This window comes from Tsuneonella troitsensis (assembly GCF_001441535.1).
Classification (GTDB): domain Bacteria; phylum Pseudomonadota; class Alphaproteobacteria; order Sphingomonadales; family Sphingomonadaceae; genus Tsuneonella; species Tsuneonella troitsensis.
Genome location: NZ_LMAU01000001.1, coordinates 321,973 through 340,534 on the forward strand (window position 1 = coordinate 321,973; position 18,562 = coordinate 340,534).

Sequence of the window (18,562 nt, forward strand, 5' to 3'; positions counted from 1 at the left end):
AGACCCGCGCGCATGTACCGCCCCGCCACCGCCGACCAGTTGCTCGCGCTTGAGGTCTGCGCCGGGATCGGTGAACTTGCCGAAAGCGAGCGTTTCGCTGCAGCGGAACCCGACATGGTCTCGGCCATCGTCGAGGGCATTGGGCAATTCGCCGCAGGCGAGTGGGCGCCGCTCAACCGGGTGGGCGATCTGGAAGGCGCCCGGCTGGAGAACGGGTTCGTGCGCCTGCCGGACGGTTTTGCCGAAGCCTATGCCCATTACGTCGAGCAGGGCTGGAATGCGATCGCAGCCCCGGCGGAATTCGGCGGGCAGGGCCTGCCGTTTTCGCTCGGCGTCAACGTGCTCGAAAACCTCGGCACCGCCAATTTCGCATTCAATCTGCTGCCGATGCTGACGACCGGGGCGATCGACGCGCTCGAACAGCACGGCTCGGACGCGCAGAAGGCGCTCTACCTGCCGAAAATGATCAGCGGCGAATGGTCGGGGACGATGAACCTCACCGAGCCGCAGGCCGGCAGCGACCTAGGCGCCCTGCGCGCCACCGCGTCACCGATCGAGGACGGCGATCATGCCGGGAAATACCGGATCGCCGGCACCAAGATCTACATCACGTGGGGCGATCACGAACTGGCCCGCAACGTCATCCACCTCGTCCTCGCTCGCCTGCCCGACGCGCCCGAGGGGAGCCGCGGCATCTCGCTTTTCGTGGTGCCGAAATACCTGGTCAATCCGGATGGTTCGCTGGGTCCGCGCAACGATGTGAAGTGCGTCAGTCTCGAGCACAAGCTGGGCATTCACGCTTCGCCCACGTGCGTGATGAGCTACGGCGACAGCAACGAGTGCATCGGCGAACTCGTGGGCGCACCGCACCGAGGGCTGATGGCGATGTTCACGATGATGAACAATGCGCGGATCAACGTCGGAAACCAGGGCGTCCAGATCGGCGAGCGGGCTACGCAGGCGGCGATGGCCTATGCGAAGGACCGCGTGCAATCGGTTCGCGCCGGTTCTCCCGATCGCAGTCCTGTGCCGATCATCGAGCATCCCGATGTGCGGCGAATGCTTCTGCGCATGAGATCGCTGACCGAAGCCGCGCGGGCCCTGCTCTACTACACCGCGGGGCAGGTCGATCGCGGTACGTTAGGCGACGAATCGGCGGCGGCGCGGGGCGAATGTCTTGTCCCCATGCTCAAGGCCTGGGGCACCGACATCGGCGTCGAAGTCGCGAGCATCGGCGTGCAGGTCCACGGCGGCATGGGTTTCGTCGAGGAAACCGGCGCGGCGCAGCACTATCGCGATGCGCGGATCGCGCCGATCTATGAAGGGACGAACGGCATTCAGGCCGCCGATCTCGTCACACGCAAGCTCGGGCTCGATGGCGGCAAAGCACTCGACGCCCTGTTCTCCGATGTCGAGCGCGACGCCGCCAGCGAACCGCGCCTGGCCGAACTCGCGCGCGCCTGCCGCGACACGGCACGGTGGATGCGCGACGACGCTTCGCTCGACGATCGCCTGGTGGGCAGCGTTCCGTTTACCGCGATGGCGGCGGTCGCTGTCGCTGGATGGCAGCTTGCGCGGCAGGCGGACGCCGTCGCGGCCGGTGCCGCACCCTCGCTCACCGCCAGCAAGCCAGTCACCGCGCGATACTTCCTGGATCACGTCGTGCCCGAAGCGATGGGCATGGCAGCGGCGGCGCGCGGCGGTGCGGGCCTGTTCTACGCCCTATCTGCGGAGGCGCTGTCGGCATGACCGATCCGCTGGAGCGGATCGCCGCGGCGCTCGAGCGAATCGCACCCGCGACGCCGTCCGACACCGACTGGATGACCGCCCCCGCCTATGTCTGGGACGGCAACTCGGCGCGGTCCGTTGCTGCCATCGAAGCGCCGCCGCTCGAACGGCTGATCGGGATTAACGCGCAGAAGCAGGCAGTGAGCGAGAACGTCGCCCGGCTGGCCGCGGGCGCGGCGGCGCACGACATGCTGCTGTGGGGAGCGCGGGGCATGGGCAAGAGCGCACTCGTCCGCTCCGCGACCGTTGCCGCGCAGGCGTCTGGCCCGACGCGGCTCGCGCTCGTCCAAGTGGCGGCCGATGCGCTTCCCGGCCTCCCCGCGCTGTTCGCATTGCTTGGTGAGCGCCAACGCAACTTCCTTGTCTACCTCGACGACCTGGGTTTTGCCGAGGGCGACAGCGTCGGCCCGCGTCACTTGCGCTCGTGGCTGGAAGGCGGGGTCGAGGCGCGCCCGGGGAACGTGCGTCTGGCCGTCACCAGCAATCGGCGCGCGATCGTCCCGCGCCATCTGGCGGAACAGGACGATCCGGTGAACCCGCGCGACGCGATCGACGACCTGCAGGCACTCGCCGATCGGTTCGGCCTGTCGGTCGGCTTCCACAACGCGGGGCAGGACGATTACCTCGCGATCGTCGCGGCATATGCCGATCCGCTCGGGCTGACCTGGGAACGGGCCGATGCGCTGGAATGGGCCAAGCGGCGCGGCGCGCGCTCGGGACGCACCGCGTGGCAGTACATTACCGAGCTCGCCGGACGCGCCGGGGTTCGCCTCTGACTTAGGGCACCTGCTCGCGCGCGAAGTCCTCGCCGAAGGTCGCGGTGCCTCCGCGCAGTTCGCGCCGCGGGGGTAGCCTGTCGCCGGTAACGCGTTCGATCGCCGCCGCAGGTGCCGCGCCCGGCGCGGTAACCCGCCAGACGATGCCGGCGGTGTCGTCGGTCACCAGCAGCGAGCCGTCGCCGGCAAAGGCGACCCAGGTCGGCCGTCCGCGCGTGGTTTTGCCGTCGTCCGATAGGAACCCGGTGAGCAGCGGCACAGGCTTTCCGGTAGGGTTGCCGCGCGCGTCGAAGGCGACATAGACGACGTCGTATCCCGACTTGGGCTCGCGGTTCCAGGATCCGTGCCGTGCGATTACCGCGCCGCTGCCAAACCGATTGCCAAGGGTCGAACCGTCGCCGGTGAACGCCAGTCCCAACGCCGCAACGTGTGGGCCGAGCGCGTACTGCGGGATGCGGATGTAATCGGGGTTGAAGCCCTCGGGCGTCGGGTGGTCGACCCGGTCGTCGAAGTTGTTGCGCCACCAGACCCAGGGCCAGCCATATTGCGCGCCGATCGGCACGTTGGTGAGGTAATCGGGTACGAGGTCGGACCCGACCATGTCCCGCTCGTTCACCGTCGTCCACAGCTCGCCGCTCCATGGAGAGATGGCTAGACCGTTGGCATTGCGCAGACCGCTGGCGAACTGGCGCTGCTGCCCGGTTTCTAGGTTGTAGTCCCAGATTGCGGCGCGGCCCTTTTCGATTTCCATGCCCTTTTCGCCGACATTGGAAGCCGATCCGACGGCGATGAATATCCGCTTTCCGTCGGCCGAAAGCGCGATGTTGCGCATCCAGTGATTGCCGCCCGGCGGCAGGTCCATCAGCTTCTTCGGCGTGCCAGTCAGCGCCGTCGCGCCTTCCTCGTACGGGAAGGCGAGCAGCGCGTCGTGATTGGCGACGTAAAGCGTGCCATTCTGCCAGGCCAGGCCCGAGGGCGACGACAGCGCGGAGTGCGAGAGGAGCGTCTTCTGTTCGGCGCGCCCGTCGCCGTCGGCATCCCGCAACAGGGCGATCTTGTTCGCGCTTTCGCCGCCCGCGCCGGCCCGCTTGAACAGCAGCCCGGCGATGAAATCCTCGATGCCGCCCGATCCTTGCGACGGCGGCCGGTTGGTCAGCGCGACCAGTACGTCGCCGTTGGGCATGATATACATCGTCCGCGGATGGTCGAGCCCGTCGGCAAAGCGCGTGACCGCCAAGCCTTCGGCTGCCACAGGCACCGCATTCGCGGGCCAGCCGGTCGGTTCCGCGATCCCCACGGTCGGGAAGGATTCGTAACGCGGCCGCAATAGCACGGGATCGGCGCCGGCGACCTGGGACACCGACTGGCGCGCCCGGTCGGGAGTTAAGAGGTAGGCGAGAAACCCGATACCCACGAGGATACCGAGCAAAACGCCGATGAGGATCTTGCGGCCTGTGCTCATGGACGATTGGTTACGCCACGCGCACGCTTGCGGCAACGCCATGCTTCGCTAGAGCGCGGATCATGTACGATTTTCGCGCCGACGACGCCCTTTCCAAGCCAGAACTGTACCGCCAGCTCGTCCAGGCAGCCGAGGCGCTGACTTCGGGCGAGCCCGATGCGGTCGCGAACATGGCCAACGTGGCCGCGCTGATGTGGGAGTTCCTCCCCGACATCAACTGGGCGGGATTCTACCGGGTGGTCGACGGCGAGCTAGTCCTGGGCCCATTCGCCGGTCGCCCGGCCTGCATCCGGATTCCTTTCGGCGCAGGTGTATGCGGTGCCGCGGCGGCTAGCGGGAGGACCCAGCTCGTCGAAGACGTTCATGCATTCCCCGGCCATATCGCTTGCGATGCGGCGAGCCTCAGCGAACTGGTGGTTCCCATCATCCGCGATGGCAATGTGGTGGCGGTCATCGATCTCGACAGCCCGCAGCACGCGCGTTTCGATATGGATGATGCCGCGGGGATCGAACGGCTCGCCGGGATGCTGGCCGACCGCATCTAGCCGACCCGTTTCGGGACACGACCATCCGGCCCGCTTGGGCGCAAACGTAAGGTAATGCTAAATTTTCCGTTAACGCGCATCGACTCACCCGCAGTCTCGCGCGACAACGGGGAATGAGCGCATGACCGCGAGCCGATCGATCACTCTTACGCTGGCAACAAGCACGCTGGCCTTTACGTCCCCCGCCCTTGCCCAGCAGTATGGAAGTGGCGCGGTGTATCAGAGCAACCCGGTGATCCAGCCGCTACCGGTGCTCGATCCGCCGCCGCCGCCGCCCGCGCCTCCACTGCCTCCGCCGCCACCGGCGCCTGAGCCCGTCGAAACCTTCGAGGAGGAGGCCTACACGGCGCCGCCCATCCGGTCCGATCATGCGAATGGCTATCCGGATCACTACCGGCAGGCACCCTATCCCGGATCGTACCCCGGAGCTTATCCGGGCCAGTATCCCTATCCGATGGCCCAGCATTCGGCGCCGCAGCACTTCGATCGAGAAGCATGGCTGGCCGATTGTCGCGAGCGCACCCGCGGTGTCGACCGCAAGGATCGTGGAGGCGTGATTGGCGGCCTGCTCGGCGCCGTGGCCGGCGGGGTGATCGGCAATCGCGCATGGGGTTCGGAACGGCTTGCTGGCACGCTGCTGGGCGCCGGCGTCGGCGGGCTTGCCGGGATCGCGATCGGAGCGGCAGTCGGGGCGGCGGGCGAGCGTCGCCGCGAAGACGAATGCGCCTGGCATCTCGACCGGCACATGGCCTCGTTCCCACAGGGACCGGCATATGGCTACCCAAGTTACGGCTATGGCTACCCGGCGATCGCGTATGTGCCCGTGCTGGTCCAGGTCCCGCAGCGCGCGATCGTACGCGAGTATGTCACCGAGGAATGGGTCGACGGTCCCGCACGGTCTGAGACGATCACGGAAACCACGGTCGTTCGCCAACCCGCGTCCGCACCGCGGGCGGACAAGCGAATCAAGCTCATCAAGGGGAGATAGCAGCCAGCGCTCCGCGTCGGGGAGAGTCGCGCCGCGCTCGATCGGAGCGTGCCGTCTTGCGCTTCGCTTTGGCAGGGGCGGTGTCGTCTCGCTCGATCTCACCGGCCGCGATCGTCATCGTTCGACATACCAGCGGACCCTGGCCCTCGTCCGTCAGGTCGATCCCGGCAAGATCGACCACGCACCCGCTTCCCGGTGCGCCCACGATCAGCCGGTCGTCGGCAGCGCCGGCGTTGACCTCGACATAACCGTCGAAGCCGGTCAGCGACCTTTCGCCCGATGGCTGGGCCAGTACGCGCAGTCCCGGCGCGAGCGGCGCACCGGCACCGTCCACGATGACCCGCATCACCGGCACGAACCGGATCGCGTCGATCTCGACCAGCGCGAATGCGCGCTCGGGCACGCGAATCACGTGTTCGGTCTCCCGCACCAGCGCGTCGGCCGGCAGTTGCTTGTCGTCGACGTTGATGCGGACCGGAAAGCGCGGCGTGATGTCCTGAACGAGCAGTCGGCCCTTGGCGTTCGTCTTGCCGACATAGCGGTTTTCCAGCGTGATCGGCACCCCGGCGACCTTTCCGGCTTGGACAAGGGCAAAGCCGGTCTGCGAACGGTTGCGCGCATAGACGGTTCCACCAGCAAGCAGCAGCGATCCGCGCGCATTCCCGCGCAGAGCGGCGCGTCCCGAAACCACTTCGGCCTGGGCATCGAGCTGCATCATGCGGCCCCGCCAGCCAACCTGGCCGCTGAATGCGTGATCGCCTTCGTCGGTCCTGGCCGAAAGGCCGAAACCGATGTCGCCTTCTTTCTCCGCGTCACGGGAATAGTAGAGCGCGGCAGACCGCTCCTCGTTACCGTAATTGCCCAGAGCTGCGACTCGGTTGCGTCCACCGAACGAGAAGGAAAGGCCGGCCGATACCGATCTTTCGGTAATGCCGTTCGATCGGCGATAGTCCGCGGCCACGATGGCACGCGCTCCACCCCATACCGGGATTTGCATGCTGGCGACGGCAGAATCGATCTTTCTCGCCTCGCGCGCAAAGCGCGGGTCGGCGCGTTCCTCGGATCGGACCACGCCCACTTGGAGGCGCAAATCGGAGAACGGGCGATAAAACGCGTTCGCAAACATGCGCTTGGGCGGAGCCGGATCGCCCAGTCGACTGGCGACATCGCGGTAATCGGCGTCCGGCAAAGTTGCGCCGGCGACCAGGCCCAACTTCGTGCCGATCGATTCGACGCCGAGATTGAGCAATTTGCCGCTGCCTGCATCCGAATCGCGGCTGTAACGCGCTTCGAAAGTTGCCTTAGCCAACTTCGCGATCAGGAAATCGGCGCGCGCACCCACGTTGACGAGGCCGGCGGTCCATTCACCGCTGGCCTCGATCGTCAGTCCGCTGGACAGACCCTTTCGATAGTAGAGCGAGGCTGCGGCCGGACCGTAGTCCGCGCTGGCCTGCCCGTATCTTCGTCGGACGAAACCGGCATTCACCGCGTAGGCGGAGCGCCCGGGGGCAAGCAGGTCGCGCGAAATGTAGAACCGCGCGGTCTGGATCGTTTCGCGCCCTAGCGAATCGCGAAGGACTGCCGTCACTTCTCCCCGCCCGAGCGGCGCGGGAATGTTCTGGACGGTGAAGTCGCCCGGCTCGAGCTTGGCGATCTCGCGCCGCTGGTCCGCATTGACGAGATCGATCGTCGTGGGAACGGCCACCGAACCGGTAAAGGCGGGCAGCGGCAGCGAAACGAGATCCGGACGCAGGTCGAAATCGGTGCCCAGCTTCACGCCGGCCATCCGTACGGACCTCTGCGACTGGTTGCCGGCGCTGGTAAAGTCACCCGCCGTCGCCACCAGACCCTTGCGATCCCACAGGAATTCGACCCGCGAATCGAGCCGGATGGCATCCATGCCGCCGTTGTTCGACGAACCGAGAACGCGCGCGCTCGTCGATGCCGACAGGTTACCCCTGACGATCGCGGCATCGAACAGACCGCCCACCGTCAAATCGCGGCGGCTGACCGACGCGGTCATGTCGTAATCGAGCCGAAAGGCGGTGAGAGGCGTGCTTTCGCTCGGACCGTAGTTGAGCGCGCTCAGGTCGCGAAAGTTGGCTCCGTCGTTCTTGCGAAAGAGCGCCACGGTAAGCCGCTGACGGAAGGAATCGAATTTCCACTGGTAGAGCTTCAGCGTGTCGAGGCGAATCTGGCCCGTTGCGCCTTCCGGAACCGGCAGCCCGGCCGCGCGGGCATCGTCGGCGTCGATGCTTACGGCGTCGCCGCGTCCTTCGATCGCGACCATGCGCCCCTTGGCGCGCCCGTCGACGATCACTTCGCTCATGAGAGGACCGGTTGGCAGCGCCTGGGCGGCATCCACGGTCATCGTCTTGGGGAGCGCGAACGGATCGCTCTGCGCGTGGGCCGAGGGAGAGGCGAGGCCTGCAAGGCCCGCCGCGAGGGCTAGAAGCGGTCTAGCTGCACGCAGATATGGGCTGCGCATCGACCGTCTGGCCGTCGATCTGCGCAACGATTTTCACCGCGCCGAGAGAACAGCCCCTTCCGATCGGCCAGGCGATCGTCGAACTGCCATGGACGTAGCGCAGGGTGTTTTCGCCCAGTTGCACGTCCTCACCGCCAAGTGTCTGCATCGCCACGTTCGCGATCCGCGCCGTCGCACCGCCGGTATTGGCGAGCTCCAGCCGGTCGTCCTTGAGCCGCCAGGCGAAGCTGGGGGCGCTGGCCGTGTCGCGATCGACGAGCACGGGAAGGGAGAAGCGGATGCGCGTCGCGGCTTGGCCGCTCTGCACCGACTTGGGGTCCGGCAGCTGGTCGACAACCAGCCTGAACCGCTTTTCCCCCGGATTGCTGCCAGCCTTGCGCAGGATGCGCACGATCTGGGTTTCGCCGGGGGGGATCATGGAAATGGACGGGGAAATGGTTAGCTCGCTCGTCGGCGCATAGGCGTCCACGCCATCCACCTGGTTCCAGGCGAAAAGACGAGCCTGGACGGCCATGTCACGCGACGAGGTATTGCTCAGGTAAACAGTCGCCCCCGTGGCGCCGCTATCGATTTCCGTGCGAAGCGGAGCGATCGAAAGGCTGGCGCCACCGGATGCGGCAATTTGCGCGGTCTCGGCCTCGTCGGAGGCCGCCACTGCGGATGGAATCCCAACCAGCGATCCGCCGATCCCCAATGCTGCAGCAAGGCTGAAGACGGTAGTGGATCGGCGAATCATTGGCAGGGGCTTTCCGTAGGTGGATCAGTAGGTCAGCGAGACAACGACGAGGTCGGAATAGCTGCCGGCTGCGACCGGTCCGGTCGGCTGAAGCGTACCCGCCAGAAGCTGGGTCTGGTCTGCACCGGTACCATTGGCGTTGGTGCTCCCGGCCGATCCATTCAGAAGAATGCTGTACGGCACGAAGAGATCTCCGGCGGTATTGACCATGCGGCGCGAACCGCTGGTGCCTTCATTCTCACCCATCCCGACGCTCAGTGCGTACGGAGTGCCGATGGTGCAGTTGACGGTGGCGGCTCCACTCGCGGTGGCAGTGGTCACGTCGGTGACGGTACCGAAATCGAGTACGGCTGGCGTCGTCAGCGTGCAGTTATTCAGCACGTTGAGCGTCACTTCCATGTCCGCGGTCTTCTCGGCGGCGAACGAAGGCGTCGCGGCGAGCGCGGCAGCCAGAGCGGCGGTTACGACAATCTTACGCATGTGAAAGGTCCCCCTAGGTCTCGGCCGATTGGCCGGGGTGCGCCTTAACGCCGTAAGTCTTGAGAATTCGCTAAACCGTTGCGCGGCCGTTAGCTCTCTCGTCCGGTTTCGTACCTAGGGAGTTGATGGTTAATTCGGCGTAAACGCTAACGTTACGTCGGCCTTACGAGCATCTACGGGGCTGGCTTCGGCCGGCCCGGAAGCGATCTCAGTATTCTAGGACCACCGTGACCGTGTCGCGATATTCGCTGGCACGCACGTTCTTTAGGTCGGCCGAGCCATAGACCGGTAGGGTCACCGTGCCGGTGAGAGGCATTATTCCCACCGCGCTGTTCGTGGGCGCGTTGCCCCACGGAACGACGCGGGCCGCATCGCGATAGATGCGATAAGGGACGTACCAAACCTGGCCATTGGCCTGCCCACCCCACATGCGGCGTTCGGTGCCGTCGAAATGGTCGCCGTTATCGATGCCGACGCGGTAGTTCACGCCTGGCGTGCATTGCAGGGTGATCGCCGTCGCGGCTTGCGCCGATTTGGCTCCCTTTACGGGGAATCCGAAATCGAGGCGATCGGTCTGGACCCGGCACGTCGAGACGACGTTGAGGAAAACTTCCACCGTGGCCGTCTTTTCCTTCGCCGCAGCAGGTGTCGCGTGCATCGTCGCCACCGCGCCCACCGCAACGGCGAGCACGCGCAGACGCTTGATGCAGAAAAGACGTTCGGCCCCCATGGAAGCGGGCGTTAGAGGAAAATACTTACCGGCTCTTTAAGCGTGACTGCAAACCTTGTGCCGACACCCGCCCTCGCCTGGTCAAATGTCACCGCCCGTAAGCCTCTGACAAACAAGGTCTAACTGGTCGAGTGTACGATACCTGATGGTCACCGCACCCGACCGCGGATCGTCGTCGGTCTTGATCCGTACCGTCAGACCCAGGAATTCCTCGAGATGGCGCTGGACCGCGGCAATATCCGCGTCCTTGGCAGGATCGCGCGCCACACGCGCCTTCCGTCGGCCCGAGTCCTTCGCGCTCGACCGACGGACTAGCGATTCGACCTCGCGCACCGACAGGTTGTCCCGAGCCGCGCGCGCACCAAGCATCACCGCATCGGGGTGACCGATCAAGGCGCGGGCATGACCCATCGACAGTTTCGATTCCTCGACGAGGTCGAGCACGGGTTCGGGAAGCTGGAGCAGTCGCTGCAGGTTGGCGACGTGGCTGCGCGATTTGTCGACCAACGTGGCAATTTCGGCTTGGCTCATCCCTTCCGATTCGGCGAGCTGGGCATAGGCCCTGCCCTCCTCGACCGGGTTGAGATCCTCGCGCTGCAGGTTCTCGATCAGAGCCAGCGCCATGACCTCGCGCTCGTCGAGCTCGCGGACAAGGGCGGGGATTTCGTGCAGGCGCGCTTTTTGCGCCGCACGCCAGCGCCGCTCACCCGCGACGAGCTGGTAGCGACCGCCACCGAGTGGGCGGACGATGATCGGCTGGATCACCCCGCGCTGCCCAATCGAAGCCGCCAGTTCCTCGAGCGCAGCCTCGTCGAAGCGCCGCCGCGGCTGACCGGGAAGCGGCTCGATCGCCGAAACGGGAAGATTGGCGAGCCCGGTTCTGGACGAATTAGATTTTGAATCAATGCTTTGGTCGATTACGAGCGGCTCTTCCCGGCGCGTTTCGCCCAGCAATGCCCCCAAGCCCTTCCCCAGTCGCTTGCGGGTGTCGTCCTTTGGACGGTCGGGAATCGAGAAGCGAATCGGGTCAGCCGGATCGCTCATGCAGCTTTCCTTTCGGCGGGCAGGCGACCGATCAGTTCGCGCGCGAGCGCCATGTACGCGCGGCTGCCGGTGCAATTATGGTCGTAGACCAGCGCGGGGAGCCCGTGACTTGGCGCCTCCGACAACCGCACGTTGCGTGGGATGACCGATTCGAAGACGAGCGGACCCAAGCACGCGCGCACGTCGTCCGCCACCTGGTCGGTCAGGCGATTGCGGCGATCGAACATCGTCAGCACGACGCCGATGATGCCGAGATCGGCATTGAACCGCTGCTGCACCCGCTCGACGGTGAGCAGCAGCTGCGACAATCCCTCCAGCGCAAAGAACTCGCACTGGAGAGGCACGAGCAGAGTATCCGCGGCGCTCAATGCGTTGAGCGTCAGAAGACCCAGCGACGGCGGACAGTCGATAAAGGCGATGTCGTGCCCGTGATGACCGTCGAGCACGCTGCTGAGCCGAGCGGTGCGGTCTTCCACGTTGACGAGCTCGACTTCGGCACCCGAAAGGTCGACGGTCGCCGGAACGATGTCGAGCAAAGGGATTCCGGTCGGGGCGATACAGTCGGCCAAAGGCGCGCCATCGACCAGTAGATCGTAGCTCGACCGCTCGCGGTCATCGCTTCGGACGCCCATCCCCGTGGACGCGTTCCCCTGCGGATCGAGATCGATTAGCAAGGTTTTCCAACCCGTTGCAGCCATCGCCGTGGCGATGTTGATTGCCGTGGTGGTCTTGCCCACCCCGCCCTTTTGGTTGGCCACTGCGATCGTGATCATTTTCCAGCGGCCTCCGTTAAGTCTCGACCCACGACGATGCCGGCATCTGCATCCGTCACCGACTGTTCCACGTGAAACATATGACGCAACGTCTTCGGCAAGTCAGCGACTTCCTGCGCCCCGGACCGTCCCTTCGGCAACAACCACAGCGTGTCTTTTGTGGAAAAGCGGCGGGCCATGGCAATGAGTTTCGGCAAGGGAGCGAAGGCGCGCGCCGTCAGAATACCTGCTTTGGCATCGGGCAAAGCCTCCACCCGCGCACCGAAAACGGTGCAATTCGCGAGGTTGAGTGCTTCAACGCAGCGATTGAGCCAGTCGATACGGAGTCGGCGCGACTCGACCAATCGGACCTCGATATCCGGGCGCATCGCCGCCAGGACGAGCCCGGGAAAGCCAGCCCCGCTTCCCAGGTCCATCAGAGAACCCGCGGGTGGGTCTGGCATGAGATCGAGGAGCTGGGCACTGTCCGCGATGTGCCGCCGCCAGATCGAATCGACCGAAGTCGCCGAGACGAGGTTTTGGCGGGCGTTTTCTTCCTTGAGCAGCGCTACGAGCCTATCAAGCCGTTCCATCGCTGCTGCGTCACACCGCTGGGAGACGAAATCCCGCGCTTCACCCTCTCCCGATATCATGTCGCGCCCGCAGGCACGCGCCTGACTTGGACCAGCACCGCGGCGAGTGCTGTCGGCGTGACACCCCTGACCCTTGAAGCAGCGGCAATCGTTTCTGGCGACGCGGCGGATAGCCGCTCGATCATCTCGTTCGAGAGGCCGGGTACGCTATCGAAAGCAAACGCAGGGGGGATGCGGACATTCTCAGATGCGCGCAGTTCGCGCAGCTCTCCCTCTTGACGGGCGACGTAGGGGGCATAGGCGGCATCCTCGAGAAGCTCGACCCCCACCTCGTCGTCCAGGAATCCAGCGGGAAGAAAGTCCGACAGCGCGGCGGGGTCGACGTCGTGGTTCAGCCAATCGCGAAGCGGACTGGCGCTTTTGTCGCGCCGCACGCCAAGGCCACGCTCGGCCAGTTCCTTTCCGGTGACCTTGCGATCGAGTTCGCTGTTCCACGTGGAACGCTGCGCGGTGCGGTTTTCGAACCACTGCTCTCGCTCGAGGCCCACGCACCCCGCTGCAATTGCCAGCGGCGTGAGCCGGGTCGAGGCATTGCTAGCGCGAAGCCGCAGGCGATACTCCGCCCGGGCCGTCAACATGCGATAGGGTTCGGTCACTCCGTGAAGGGTCAGGTCGTCGACCATCACCGCGAGGTAAGAATTGGCCCGATCGATAGGAACCGGACCACGCCCCAACACGACGCTTGCGGCTCCCATACCGGCTACCAGGCCCTGCGCCGCCGCTTCCTCGTATCCTGTCGTGCCGTTGATCTGCCCGGCGGTGTAGAGGCCAGGTATCGATCGCACCTGTAGCGTACGGTCGAGCGCGCGCGGATCGATGTGGTCGTATTCCACCGCGTAACCCGGAACGACGATCTCGACCGCCTCCAGCCCGGGCATTGATCGCACCATAGCGTGCTGCACGTCGGTCGGCAGCGAGGTGCTGATACCGTTGGGGTAGACCAGGTGCGTGTCCAGCCCCTCCGGTTCGAGGAAGACCTGATGGCCGTCGCGGTCGCCGAAGCGGTGAATCTTGTCCTCGATCGATGGGCAGTATCGCGGACCCTGAGCGTCGATCGCCCCGCTGAAAAGCGGCGAGCGGTCGAGCGATCCGCGAATGATATCATGCGTTTGCGCGTTGGTGCGCGTGATCGCGCAGGCCAGTTGCGGATTGAGCCGAATGGTTGTCAGAGGCGACATCGTCCATGCATCGGCGTCCGACGGCTGTTCTTCGAGCGCGGCCCAATCGATCGTGCGCCCGTCGAGGCGTGGCGGGGTTCCGGTCTTGAGCCGCGCCATCGGAAGCGCCGCTTCGCGGAGCTGCTCGGCGAGTCGATGGGCCGCCTGCTCACCGATCCGGCCGCCGGTCAGCCGCTCCTCGCCGCGGAACAGCCGCCCCCCCAGGAACGTCCCAGTGCACAGGATGACCGCCCGCGCGGAAAGCTTGGCGCCGTTCGCAAGCACCAAGCCCGAGACGCGCCCGGCATTCAACTGCAGCTCAGCCGCCTCGCCTTCGACGATTGTCAGGTCACCCTGCTCTGCCAGGAGTTGCTGAACCTTGTCGCGAAACAGGCGTCGGTCCGCCTGGATGCGCGGCCCCCATACCGCGCTTCCCTTCGAACGATTGAGCATCCGGTAGTGGATTGCAGCGGCATCGGCGGCGCGCGCGATGATGCCGTCGAACGCGTCGACCTCGCGAACCAGGTGTCCCTTGCCCAGCCCGCCGACCGCCGGATTACAGCTCATCGCGCCGACGGTGTGGCGATCGAACGTCACGAGCGCGACCCGCGTGCCACTGCGCGCGGCGACCGCAGCCGCTTCCACCCCGGCGTGACCGCCGCCAACCACTATGATGTCGAAGTCATTCATTGCGCCGCCGCGCCTTATCGAACCTGTGCTGCGTGGTCAAAAAGGGCGTGTTTCACGTGAAACATCATTTGCCGATGCAGAAGCGACCGAAGAGCGTATCGAGCATATCTTCAGTCGAAGCTCGTCCGGTGATCCCATCAAGCGCCACCCTTGCCCGACGTAGTCTCTCCGCGAGAAGGAGGGGCACGCTTGCCGTTGAGGCCGACAATTCGTCGAAGGCGTCCCGCAACGCCTCGCGCTGCCGATCATGAAGGACAACTTCGCCGGGGATAGGCAAGAGCGAGCGCCCTCGGTCGGCAATCGCGGTCCACAACTCCCCGACGCCCTCTCCGGTCGCAGCGGAGACGACCGCATCGGCGGCCGACTTCATCGTTCCCTCGAGGTCCGACTTGGCGCTCACTTCGAACGCGCCGGCCGGGCCTTTCCCCTCGGGGCCGAGCCAGAGAACGATATCCGCCCGCTGGAACTCGGCTTCGGCCCGCGCGATCCCAAGCGCTTCGATATGGTCCGCGCCCTCTCCCCTGACGCCTGCCGTATCCACCAGGATGAACGGCATTCCGGAAACGGCCACTGGCCGCTCGATCACGTCGCGCGTCGTGCCCGGGGTGGCCGTCACGATCGCCGCATCCGAGCCGATCAAGGCATTGAACAAGCTGGATTTCCCGGCATTCGGCGGGCCACCCAGCACGACACGGATGCCGTCCCGCAACCGCTCGGCGGTCGGTTTTTCCAGCCACGCGGCGATGTCGCCCGCCAGCACGGCGAGGCGCGCGCCGAAATCGTCCGGCAAAGCATCGACATCATCCTCGTCTCCGAAGTCGAGGATCGCCTCGACCGCGGCCGACAATGCCAGTACCTCGCCGCGCCACGCTTCGACCTGCCGCGACAGGACGCCGCCTGCCATGAGGAGCGCGGCACGGCGCTGGCTTTCGGTCTCGGCGGCAAGGAGGTCGGCAAGACCCTCGGCTTCGGCAAGGTCAATGCGGCCATTGGCAAACGCGCGCCGGGTGAATTCGCCCGCCTCGGCGCGGCGAAGGCCGGGAATGCGCGCGAGTTCGGCTTCGATTGAAGCGACGACCGCGCGGCCGCCGTGAAGATGGAGCTCGGCGGTATCCTCACCGGTCGCGGTCCCCGGTCCCGGGAGCCAGAGGACTAGCGCCCGGTCGAGTTCGCCTCCGTCGGCTCCGCGCAGGATCATCGCCGTCGCCCGGCGCGCTGGTGGAATGCGGCCCGCCAGTCGCTCCAGGGCGGATGCTGCGGCAGGCCCGCTTACGCGAACGACGGCGATTCCCGCTGGCGGGGCGCCGCTCGAGAGCGCGAAGATCGTGTCCATGCTGTAGACCGCGCGGAGACGCGCCTCAGTCGCCCTTGCTGTCCTTGGGCGGGGTTGCGGTGCTCGATGTGGGAGCGGACTGGTTGGCGCGAGCCGCCGCCCCTTCCATGAAATTCTGGAACATTTTCAACCCCATCTGGCCCATCGGTGCCACTTGGGTCGCATATTCCTGCAGCTTGTCGATACTGCCCACGCCCTTCATCGCCTTGGCGACGGCATCGACGTAGACGTCGTTGACCTTGCCGACATCCGGCAGACCCATGAAGGTCCGCGCTTCCTCGGGGGTGCAGTCGATCTCGATATGGACCTTCATGCCGCGCTCCTGCGTTGACCTATCGACACCTGTCACACGGATTTGGCAAAGTCCATCGCGCGGCGCTAGACTGGCGGCGTACCAACGGAGACGATATTGGCCGACATGCACCGCATTTCCACCCTCGACGAAACCGGGACCTTTCCGGCCTACATCGCCCGGCCCCAAGGCGAGGTACGGGCAGCGATCATCGTGATACCGGAGATCTTCGGAGTGAATCCCGGAATTCGCGCCAAGTGCGACGACTGGGCGAGCAAGGGTTATCTCGCCGCGGCCCCAGACATCTTCTGGCGCTTTGCCGAGGGCGAAGAGCTCGATCCCGACGTGCCCGAGCAATTCCAAAGAGCGCTCGACAACATGGGCAAGTTCGACCCCGACCTCTGCATCCAGGACACCGAGGCGCTGATCCATTGGCTGAAGCGCGACGAGGGATGCGGAAAAGTCGGACTGGTCGGATTCTGCCTCGGCGGGCGCATTGCCTACATGGCCGCGACGAGGACCGACGTCGATGCCTCGGTCGGATACTACGGTGTGATGATCGACCAGATGCTGGGCGAAGCCCACGCGATCGCCAATCCGCTGATGCTCCATATCCCAACGGCGGACCACTTCGTTGGGCCGGAAGCGCAGGCGGCAATCCATGCCGCGCTGGACGATCACCCCCGCGTGACGCTCCACGATTACGAGGGTCTCGATCACGGTTTCGCGGCCGAATCCGGCAACCGCCGGGACGAGGCAGGCGCGAACCTCGCCGATTCGCGCACCGAGGCATTTTTCGCGCAGCATCTGGCTTGAGGGAGTACTATCGATGAGCACATCGCAGGGACTCGCCAACTGGCACCGGGTGATCGAGGGCGGTAACAACCCGGTGGAACTTGCGGCCATCATCCGCGAGGACGCGGTGTTCCACTCGCCCGTCGTCCACACCCCGCAGCACGGTCGCGATATCGTCGTGGCCTATCTCGCGGCAGCGGGCGTGGTGCTCAACACCGACAAGTTCCGGTACGTCCGTGAGTTCGCCGATGGGCACGATGCGCTGCTGGAATTCGTCACCGAGCTCGACGGAATTCACATCAATGGCGTCGATATCATCACCTTCGATGACGATGGATTTATACAAGACTTCAAGGTCATGGTGCGACCGCTGAAGGCGATCAACAAGGTGTGGGAGATGATGGGCGCGCAGCTCGCCGAGGCGGGCAAGCGCTAAGGCTGCCGGGCAAGGAAGGCGATCAGCGCAGCGCGCTCGGCCGGGTCGTCCATGCCGAAGTAACCCATCGCGTTGCCCGGCGCCGCCCGCTCGGGATCAGCCAGAAACGCGTCGAGGCGCTCTTCAGTCCAGACCGGACTGGTCTTCGCGAAATCCTCAAGCGCGGCGGAATACCGGTATCTCTGGACCGATGCGACCCGGCGCCCGACGATCCCACCCAGATGCGGCCCGTCGGCACCGATCGTTTCAGGCGACAGCGCATGGCAGGCATAGCATTGCTGGTACGCCCGCTCACCCACCGCTAATTGATTGGTAGCTGGCGAACCGCTGGCTGCAGCAAGGGGCACGCAGGCGGCCGCTATCGCGCTTGCTCCAAGGATAAAGGCAGCCTTCAACCGCTAACCCGCACAAGCATCAGGCGATCGGTGCCCGATTCCGGCAAGTAGACCTCGGCACCCCGTCCGAGAATCTGGCGCACGTTCGCCCCTGCGCCGGTTCCCGGGATCGTGTGGATGAACCGCTCGCTCTTCGGGTCGAACACCAGGGTGGCGTTGGCGGCGAAATCGGTCACCCAGACCAAATCCCGCTCATCGACATAGACGGCGTAAGCCTTAGGCGCCTCACCGGGCAGCATCCAATCCTTCCACGTTCCCGCAGCCGGATCGTAACGATAAAGCTTGCCGCTGTTCCACCCGGTCGCCCAGAGCTTGCCGGTGGAATCCGACCATACGCGGCGAAGCCCGGCACCTGCATCGGGCGCGTCGACCACCGTCAATTCGCCCGTGGTCCGGTCGATCTTGGCCAGATGGCTCCCGGCGAGCGAGGAATACCAGACGTCGCCCGCGGGCGTATCGTCGATGCCATAGGGTCCCCGCCCCTTGGGATCCTTCCATACCGTGACCACGCCGTCGCTCGCAGCAACCCTGCCATAAATCCCGTTCTGGCCCGTGAACCAGTGCACGCCATCACGGTCGAACGCGCCAGTGTTGAGATTGGTGTATCCCGTATCCGCCGGCAGCGCCCAGACGTCGATCTTTTCGGTTTCGGGATCGTAGCGAACGATGGCGTTCTGCCCGCCATCTGTGATCCAGGCCATCCCGTCAGGGCCCAGGACCACACCGTGCGGCGCGGATTTATCGCCCAGCGGAATCTGGCGTACGGCTCCCGTAGCGATATCGATGATCCCGAGCGCGCCCTGCCGCTGCGCCGTGTACCAGATCTGACCGTCCGGCCCCGGCGCCGCATCGTGCGGCCGCGATCCTTCGGGCAGCTGGAATACCTGCGTTTCGAACGAATAGGGCGCAAGGTCTGCCTGGACAGCTTCCCCTGCGCATGCCGCCGACGGCAACGCCAGCGTAGTGGCGGCCAGAATTCCCAGAACGGCGGCGCGGATCATGCCGATATCTCCCGGTCGGTA

19 protein-coding genes are annotated in these 18,562 nt (G+C 65.5%); 6 read left to right on the plus strand and 13 right to left on the minus strand.

The features are described from left to right. Positions 1-12: 12 nt before the first annotated feature. Positions 13-1,749, plus strand: a complete 1,737-nt coding sequence (locus AR323_RS01550) for an acyl-CoA dehydrogenase family protein (protein ID WP_057882177.1) — start codon at positions 13-15, stop codon at positions 1,747-1,749. Next, positions 1,746-2,564, plus strand: coding sequence for a DUF815 domain-containing protein (locus AR323_RS01555; RefSeq protein ID WP_057882178.1), 819 nt, complete (start codon positions 1,746-1,748; stop codon positions 2,562-2,564). The genes AR323_RS01550 and AR323_RS01555 overlap by 4 nt, the downstream gene beginning before the upstream one ends. Before the next feature lies 1 nt (position 2,565). Here the strand turns inward: AR323_RS01555 and AR323_RS01560 are convergent, their stop codons facing one another. After that, positions 2,566-4,026: a PQQ-dependent sugar dehydrogenase gene (locus tag AR323_RS01560; RefSeq protein WP_057882179.1), complete on the minus strand. Its 1,461-nt coding sequence runs from the start codon at positions 4,024-4,026 to the stop codon at positions 2,566-2,568. A gap of 62 nt (positions 4,027-4,088) precedes the next feature. On the opposite strand from AR323_RS01560, the gene AR323_RS01565 reads away from it, so the two are divergent. Both AR323_RS01565 and AR323_RS01570 read left to right on the plus strand, forming a co-directional pair. Further along, entirely contained in the window at positions 4,089-4,571 is a 483-nt protein-coding gene (locus AR323_RS01565; RefSeq protein WP_057882180.1) for a GAF domain-containing protein, read from the plus strand. 121 nt (positions 4,572-4,692) lie between these two features. Beyond that, positions 4,693-5,559: a hypothetical protein gene (locus AR323_RS01570; protein WP_152980279.1), complete on the plus strand. Its 867-nt coding sequence runs from the start codon at positions 4,693-4,695 to the stop codon at positions 5,557-5,559. Here the strand turns inward: AR323_RS01570 and AR323_RS01575 are convergent. The 10 genes from AR323_RS01575 to AR323_RS01620 all read right to left on the minus strand — a co-directional run bounded on the left by AR323_RS01575 (position 5,546) and on the right by AR323_RS01620 (position 15,935). Next, positions 5,546-8,047, minus strand: coding sequence for a fimbria/pilus outer membrane usher protein (locus AR323_RS01575; RefSeq protein WP_083495186.1), 2,502 nt, complete (start codon positions 8,045-8,047; stop codon positions 5,546-5,548). The genes AR323_RS01570 and AR323_RS01575 overlap by 14 nt on opposite strands. Beyond that, positions 8,019-8,702 carry a fimbrial biogenesis chaperone gene (locus AR323_RS01580; RefSeq protein ID WP_164461537.1) on the minus strand — a complete coding sequence of 228 codons (684 nt, stop codon included), beginning with the start codon at positions 8,700-8,702 and terminating at the stop codon, positions 8,019-8,021. The genes AR323_RS01575 and AR323_RS01580 overlap by 29 nt, the downstream gene beginning before the upstream one ends. Positions 8,703-8,807: 105 nt before the next feature. Next, positions 8,808-9,263: a Csu type fimbrial protein gene (locus AR323_RS01585; RefSeq protein WP_057882184.1), complete on the minus strand. Its 456-nt coding sequence runs from the start codon at positions 9,261-9,263 to the stop codon at positions 8,808-8,810. 208 nt (positions 9,264-9,471) lie between these two features. Then, positions 9,472-9,993: a Csu type fimbrial protein gene (locus AR323_RS01590; RefSeq protein WP_057882185.1), complete on the minus strand. Its 522-nt coding sequence runs from the start codon at positions 9,991-9,993 to the stop codon at positions 9,472-9,474. Positions 9,994-10,074: 81 nt separating this feature from the next. Then, on the minus strand, positions 10,075-11,037 hold the full coding sequence (locus AR323_RS01595) for a ParB/RepB/Spo0J family partition protein (RefSeq protein WP_057882186.1): 963 nt from the start codon (positions 11,035-11,037) through the stop codon (positions 10,075-10,077). Further along, on the minus strand, positions 11,034-11,810 hold the full coding sequence (locus tag AR323_RS01600) for a ParA family protein (RefSeq protein ID WP_057882187.1): 777 nt from the start codon (positions 11,808-11,810) through the stop codon (positions 11,034-11,036). The genes AR323_RS01595 and AR323_RS01600 overlap by 4 nt, the downstream gene beginning before the upstream one ends. After that, positions 11,807-12,382: a 16S rRNA (guanine(527)-N(7))-methyltransferase RsmG gene (gene rsmG / locus AR323_RS01605; protein ID WP_235510417.1), complete on the minus strand. Its 576-nt coding sequence runs from the start codon at positions 12,380-12,382 to the stop codon at positions 11,807-11,809. The genes AR323_RS01600 and rsmG overlap by 4 nt, the downstream gene beginning before the upstream one ends. 56 nt (positions 12,383-12,438) lie before the next feature. Next, the gene (mnmG, locus tag AR323_RS01610; RefSeq protein WP_057882189.1) at positions 12,439-14,289 is read right to left on the minus strand and encodes a tRNA uridine-5-carboxymethylaminomethyl(34) synthesis enzyme MnmG; all 1,851 of its coding nucleotides are present in this window, start codon (positions 14,287-14,289) and stop codon (positions 12,439-12,441) included. Positions 14,290-14,353: 64 nt separating this feature from the next. Beyond that, positions 14,354-15,622 carry a tRNA uridine-5-carboxymethylaminomethyl(34) synthesis GTPase MnmE gene (gene mnmE / locus AR323_RS01615; RefSeq protein ID WP_057882190.1) on the minus strand — a complete coding sequence of 423 codons (1,269 nt, stop codon included), beginning with the start codon at positions 15,620-15,622 and terminating at the stop codon, positions 14,354-14,356. A gap of 25 nt (positions 15,623-15,647) precedes the next feature. Next, the gene (locus tag AR323_RS01620) at positions 15,648-15,935 is read right to left on the minus strand and encodes a DUF6489 family protein (RefSeq protein WP_057882191.1); all 288 of its coding nucleotides are present in this window, start codon (positions 15,933-15,935) and stop codon (positions 15,648-15,650) included. A gap of 105 nt (positions 15,936-16,040) precedes the next feature. Between AR323_RS01620 and AR323_RS01625 the strand changes: the two genes are divergently transcribed. Together AR323_RS01625 and AR323_RS01630 are read left to right on the plus strand one after the other, a co-directional pair. After that, positions 16,041-16,730 (plus strand): dienelactone hydrolase family protein, encoded by a 690-nt coding sequence (locus AR323_RS01625; protein WP_057882192.1) that lies wholly within the window; start codon positions 16,041-16,043, stop codon positions 16,728-16,730. A gap of 13 nt (positions 16,731-16,743) precedes the next feature. Further along, on the plus strand, positions 16,744-17,145 hold the full coding sequence (locus AR323_RS01630; protein WP_057882193.1) for a nuclear transport factor 2 family protein: 402 nt from the start codon (positions 16,744-16,746) through the stop codon (positions 17,143-17,145). Here AR323_RS01630 and AR323_RS01635 read toward each other — a convergent pair. Together AR323_RS01635 and AR323_RS01640 are read right to left on the minus strand one after the other, a co-directional pair. Continuing rightward, positions 17,142-17,492, minus strand: coding sequence for a c-type cytochrome (locus AR323_RS01635; RefSeq protein WP_161808703.1), 351 nt, complete (start codon positions 17,490-17,492; stop codon positions 17,142-17,144). The two genes, AR323_RS01630 and AR323_RS01635, sit on opposite strands and share 4 nt — an antisense overlap. Before the next feature lie 44 nt (positions 17,493-17,536). Beyond that, positions 17,537-18,541, minus strand: a complete 1,005-nt coding sequence (locus AR323_RS01640; RefSeq protein WP_083495189.1) for a Vgb family protein — start codon at positions 18,539-18,541, stop codon at positions 17,537-17,539. Positions 18,542-18,562 lie beyond the last annotated feature (21 nt).

Excerpts from the sequence above, each read along its gene's own strand:
- AR323_RS01550 (WP_057882177.1), top strand. The coding sequence starts at position 13 with ATGTACCGCCCCGCCACCGCCGACCAGTTGCTCGCGCTTGAGGTCTGC.
- AR323_RS01555 (WP_057882178.1), top strand. The coding sequence starts at position 1,746 with ATGACCGATCCGCTGGAGCGGATCGCCGCGGCGCTCGAGCGAATCGCA.
- AR323_RS01560 (WP_057882179.1), bottom strand. The coding sequence starts at position 4,026 with ATGAGCACAGGCCGCAAGATCCTCATCGGCGTTTTGCTCGGTATCCTC.
- AR323_RS01565 (WP_057882180.1), top strand. The coding sequence starts at position 4,089 with ATGTACGATTTTCGCGCCGACGACGCCCTTTCCAAGCCAGAACTGTAC.
- AR323_RS01570 (WP_152980279.1), top strand. The coding sequence starts at position 4,693 with ATGACCGCGAGCCGATCGATCACTCTTACGCTGGCAACAAGCACGCTG.
- AR323_RS01575 (WP_083495186.1), bottom strand. The coding sequence starts at position 8,047 with ATGCGCAGCCCATATCTGCGTGCAGCTAGACCGCTTCTAGCCCTCGCG.
- AR323_RS01585 (WP_057882184.1), bottom strand. The coding sequence starts at position 9,263 with ATGCGTAAGATTGTCGTAACCGCCGCTCTGGCTGCCGCGCTCGCCGCG.
- AR323_RS01590 (WP_057882185.1), bottom strand. The coding sequence starts at position 9,993 with ATGGGGGCCGAACGTCTTTTCTGCATCAAGCGTCTGCGCGTGCTCGCC.
- AR323_RS01595 (WP_057882186.1), bottom strand. The coding sequence starts at position 11,037 with ATGAGCGATCCGGCTGACCCGATTCGCTTCTCGATTCCCGACCGTCCA.
- AR323_RS01600 (WP_057882187.1), bottom strand. The coding sequence starts at position 11,810 with ATGATCACGATCGCAGTGGCCAACCAAAAGGGCGGGGTGGGCAAGACC.
- rsmG (WP_235510417.1), bottom strand. The coding sequence starts at position 12,382 with ATGGAACGGCTTGATAGGCTCGTAGCGCTGCTCAAGGAAGAAAACGCC.
- mnmG (WP_057882189.1), bottom strand. The coding sequence starts at position 14,289 with ATGAATGACTTCGACATCATAGTGGTTGGCGGCGGTCACGCCGGGGTG.
- mnmE (WP_057882190.1), bottom strand. The coding sequence starts at position 15,622 with ATGGACACGATCTTCGCGCTCTCGAGCGGCGCCCCGCCAGCGGGAATC.
- AR323_RS01620 (WP_057882191.1), bottom strand. The coding sequence starts at position 15,935 with ATGAAGGTCCATATCGAGATCGACTGCACCCCCGAGGAAGCGCGGACC.
- AR323_RS01625 (WP_057882192.1), top strand. The coding sequence starts at position 16,041 with ATGCACCGCATTTCCACCCTCGACGAAACCGGGACCTTTCCGGCCTAC.
- AR323_RS01630 (WP_057882193.1), top strand. The coding sequence starts at position 16,744 with ATGAGCACATCGCAGGGACTCGCCAACTGGCACCGGGTGATCGAGGGC.
- AR323_RS01640 (WP_083495189.1), bottom strand. The coding sequence starts at position 18,541 with ATGATCCGCGCCGCCGTTCTGGGAATTCTGGCCGCCACTACGCTGGCG.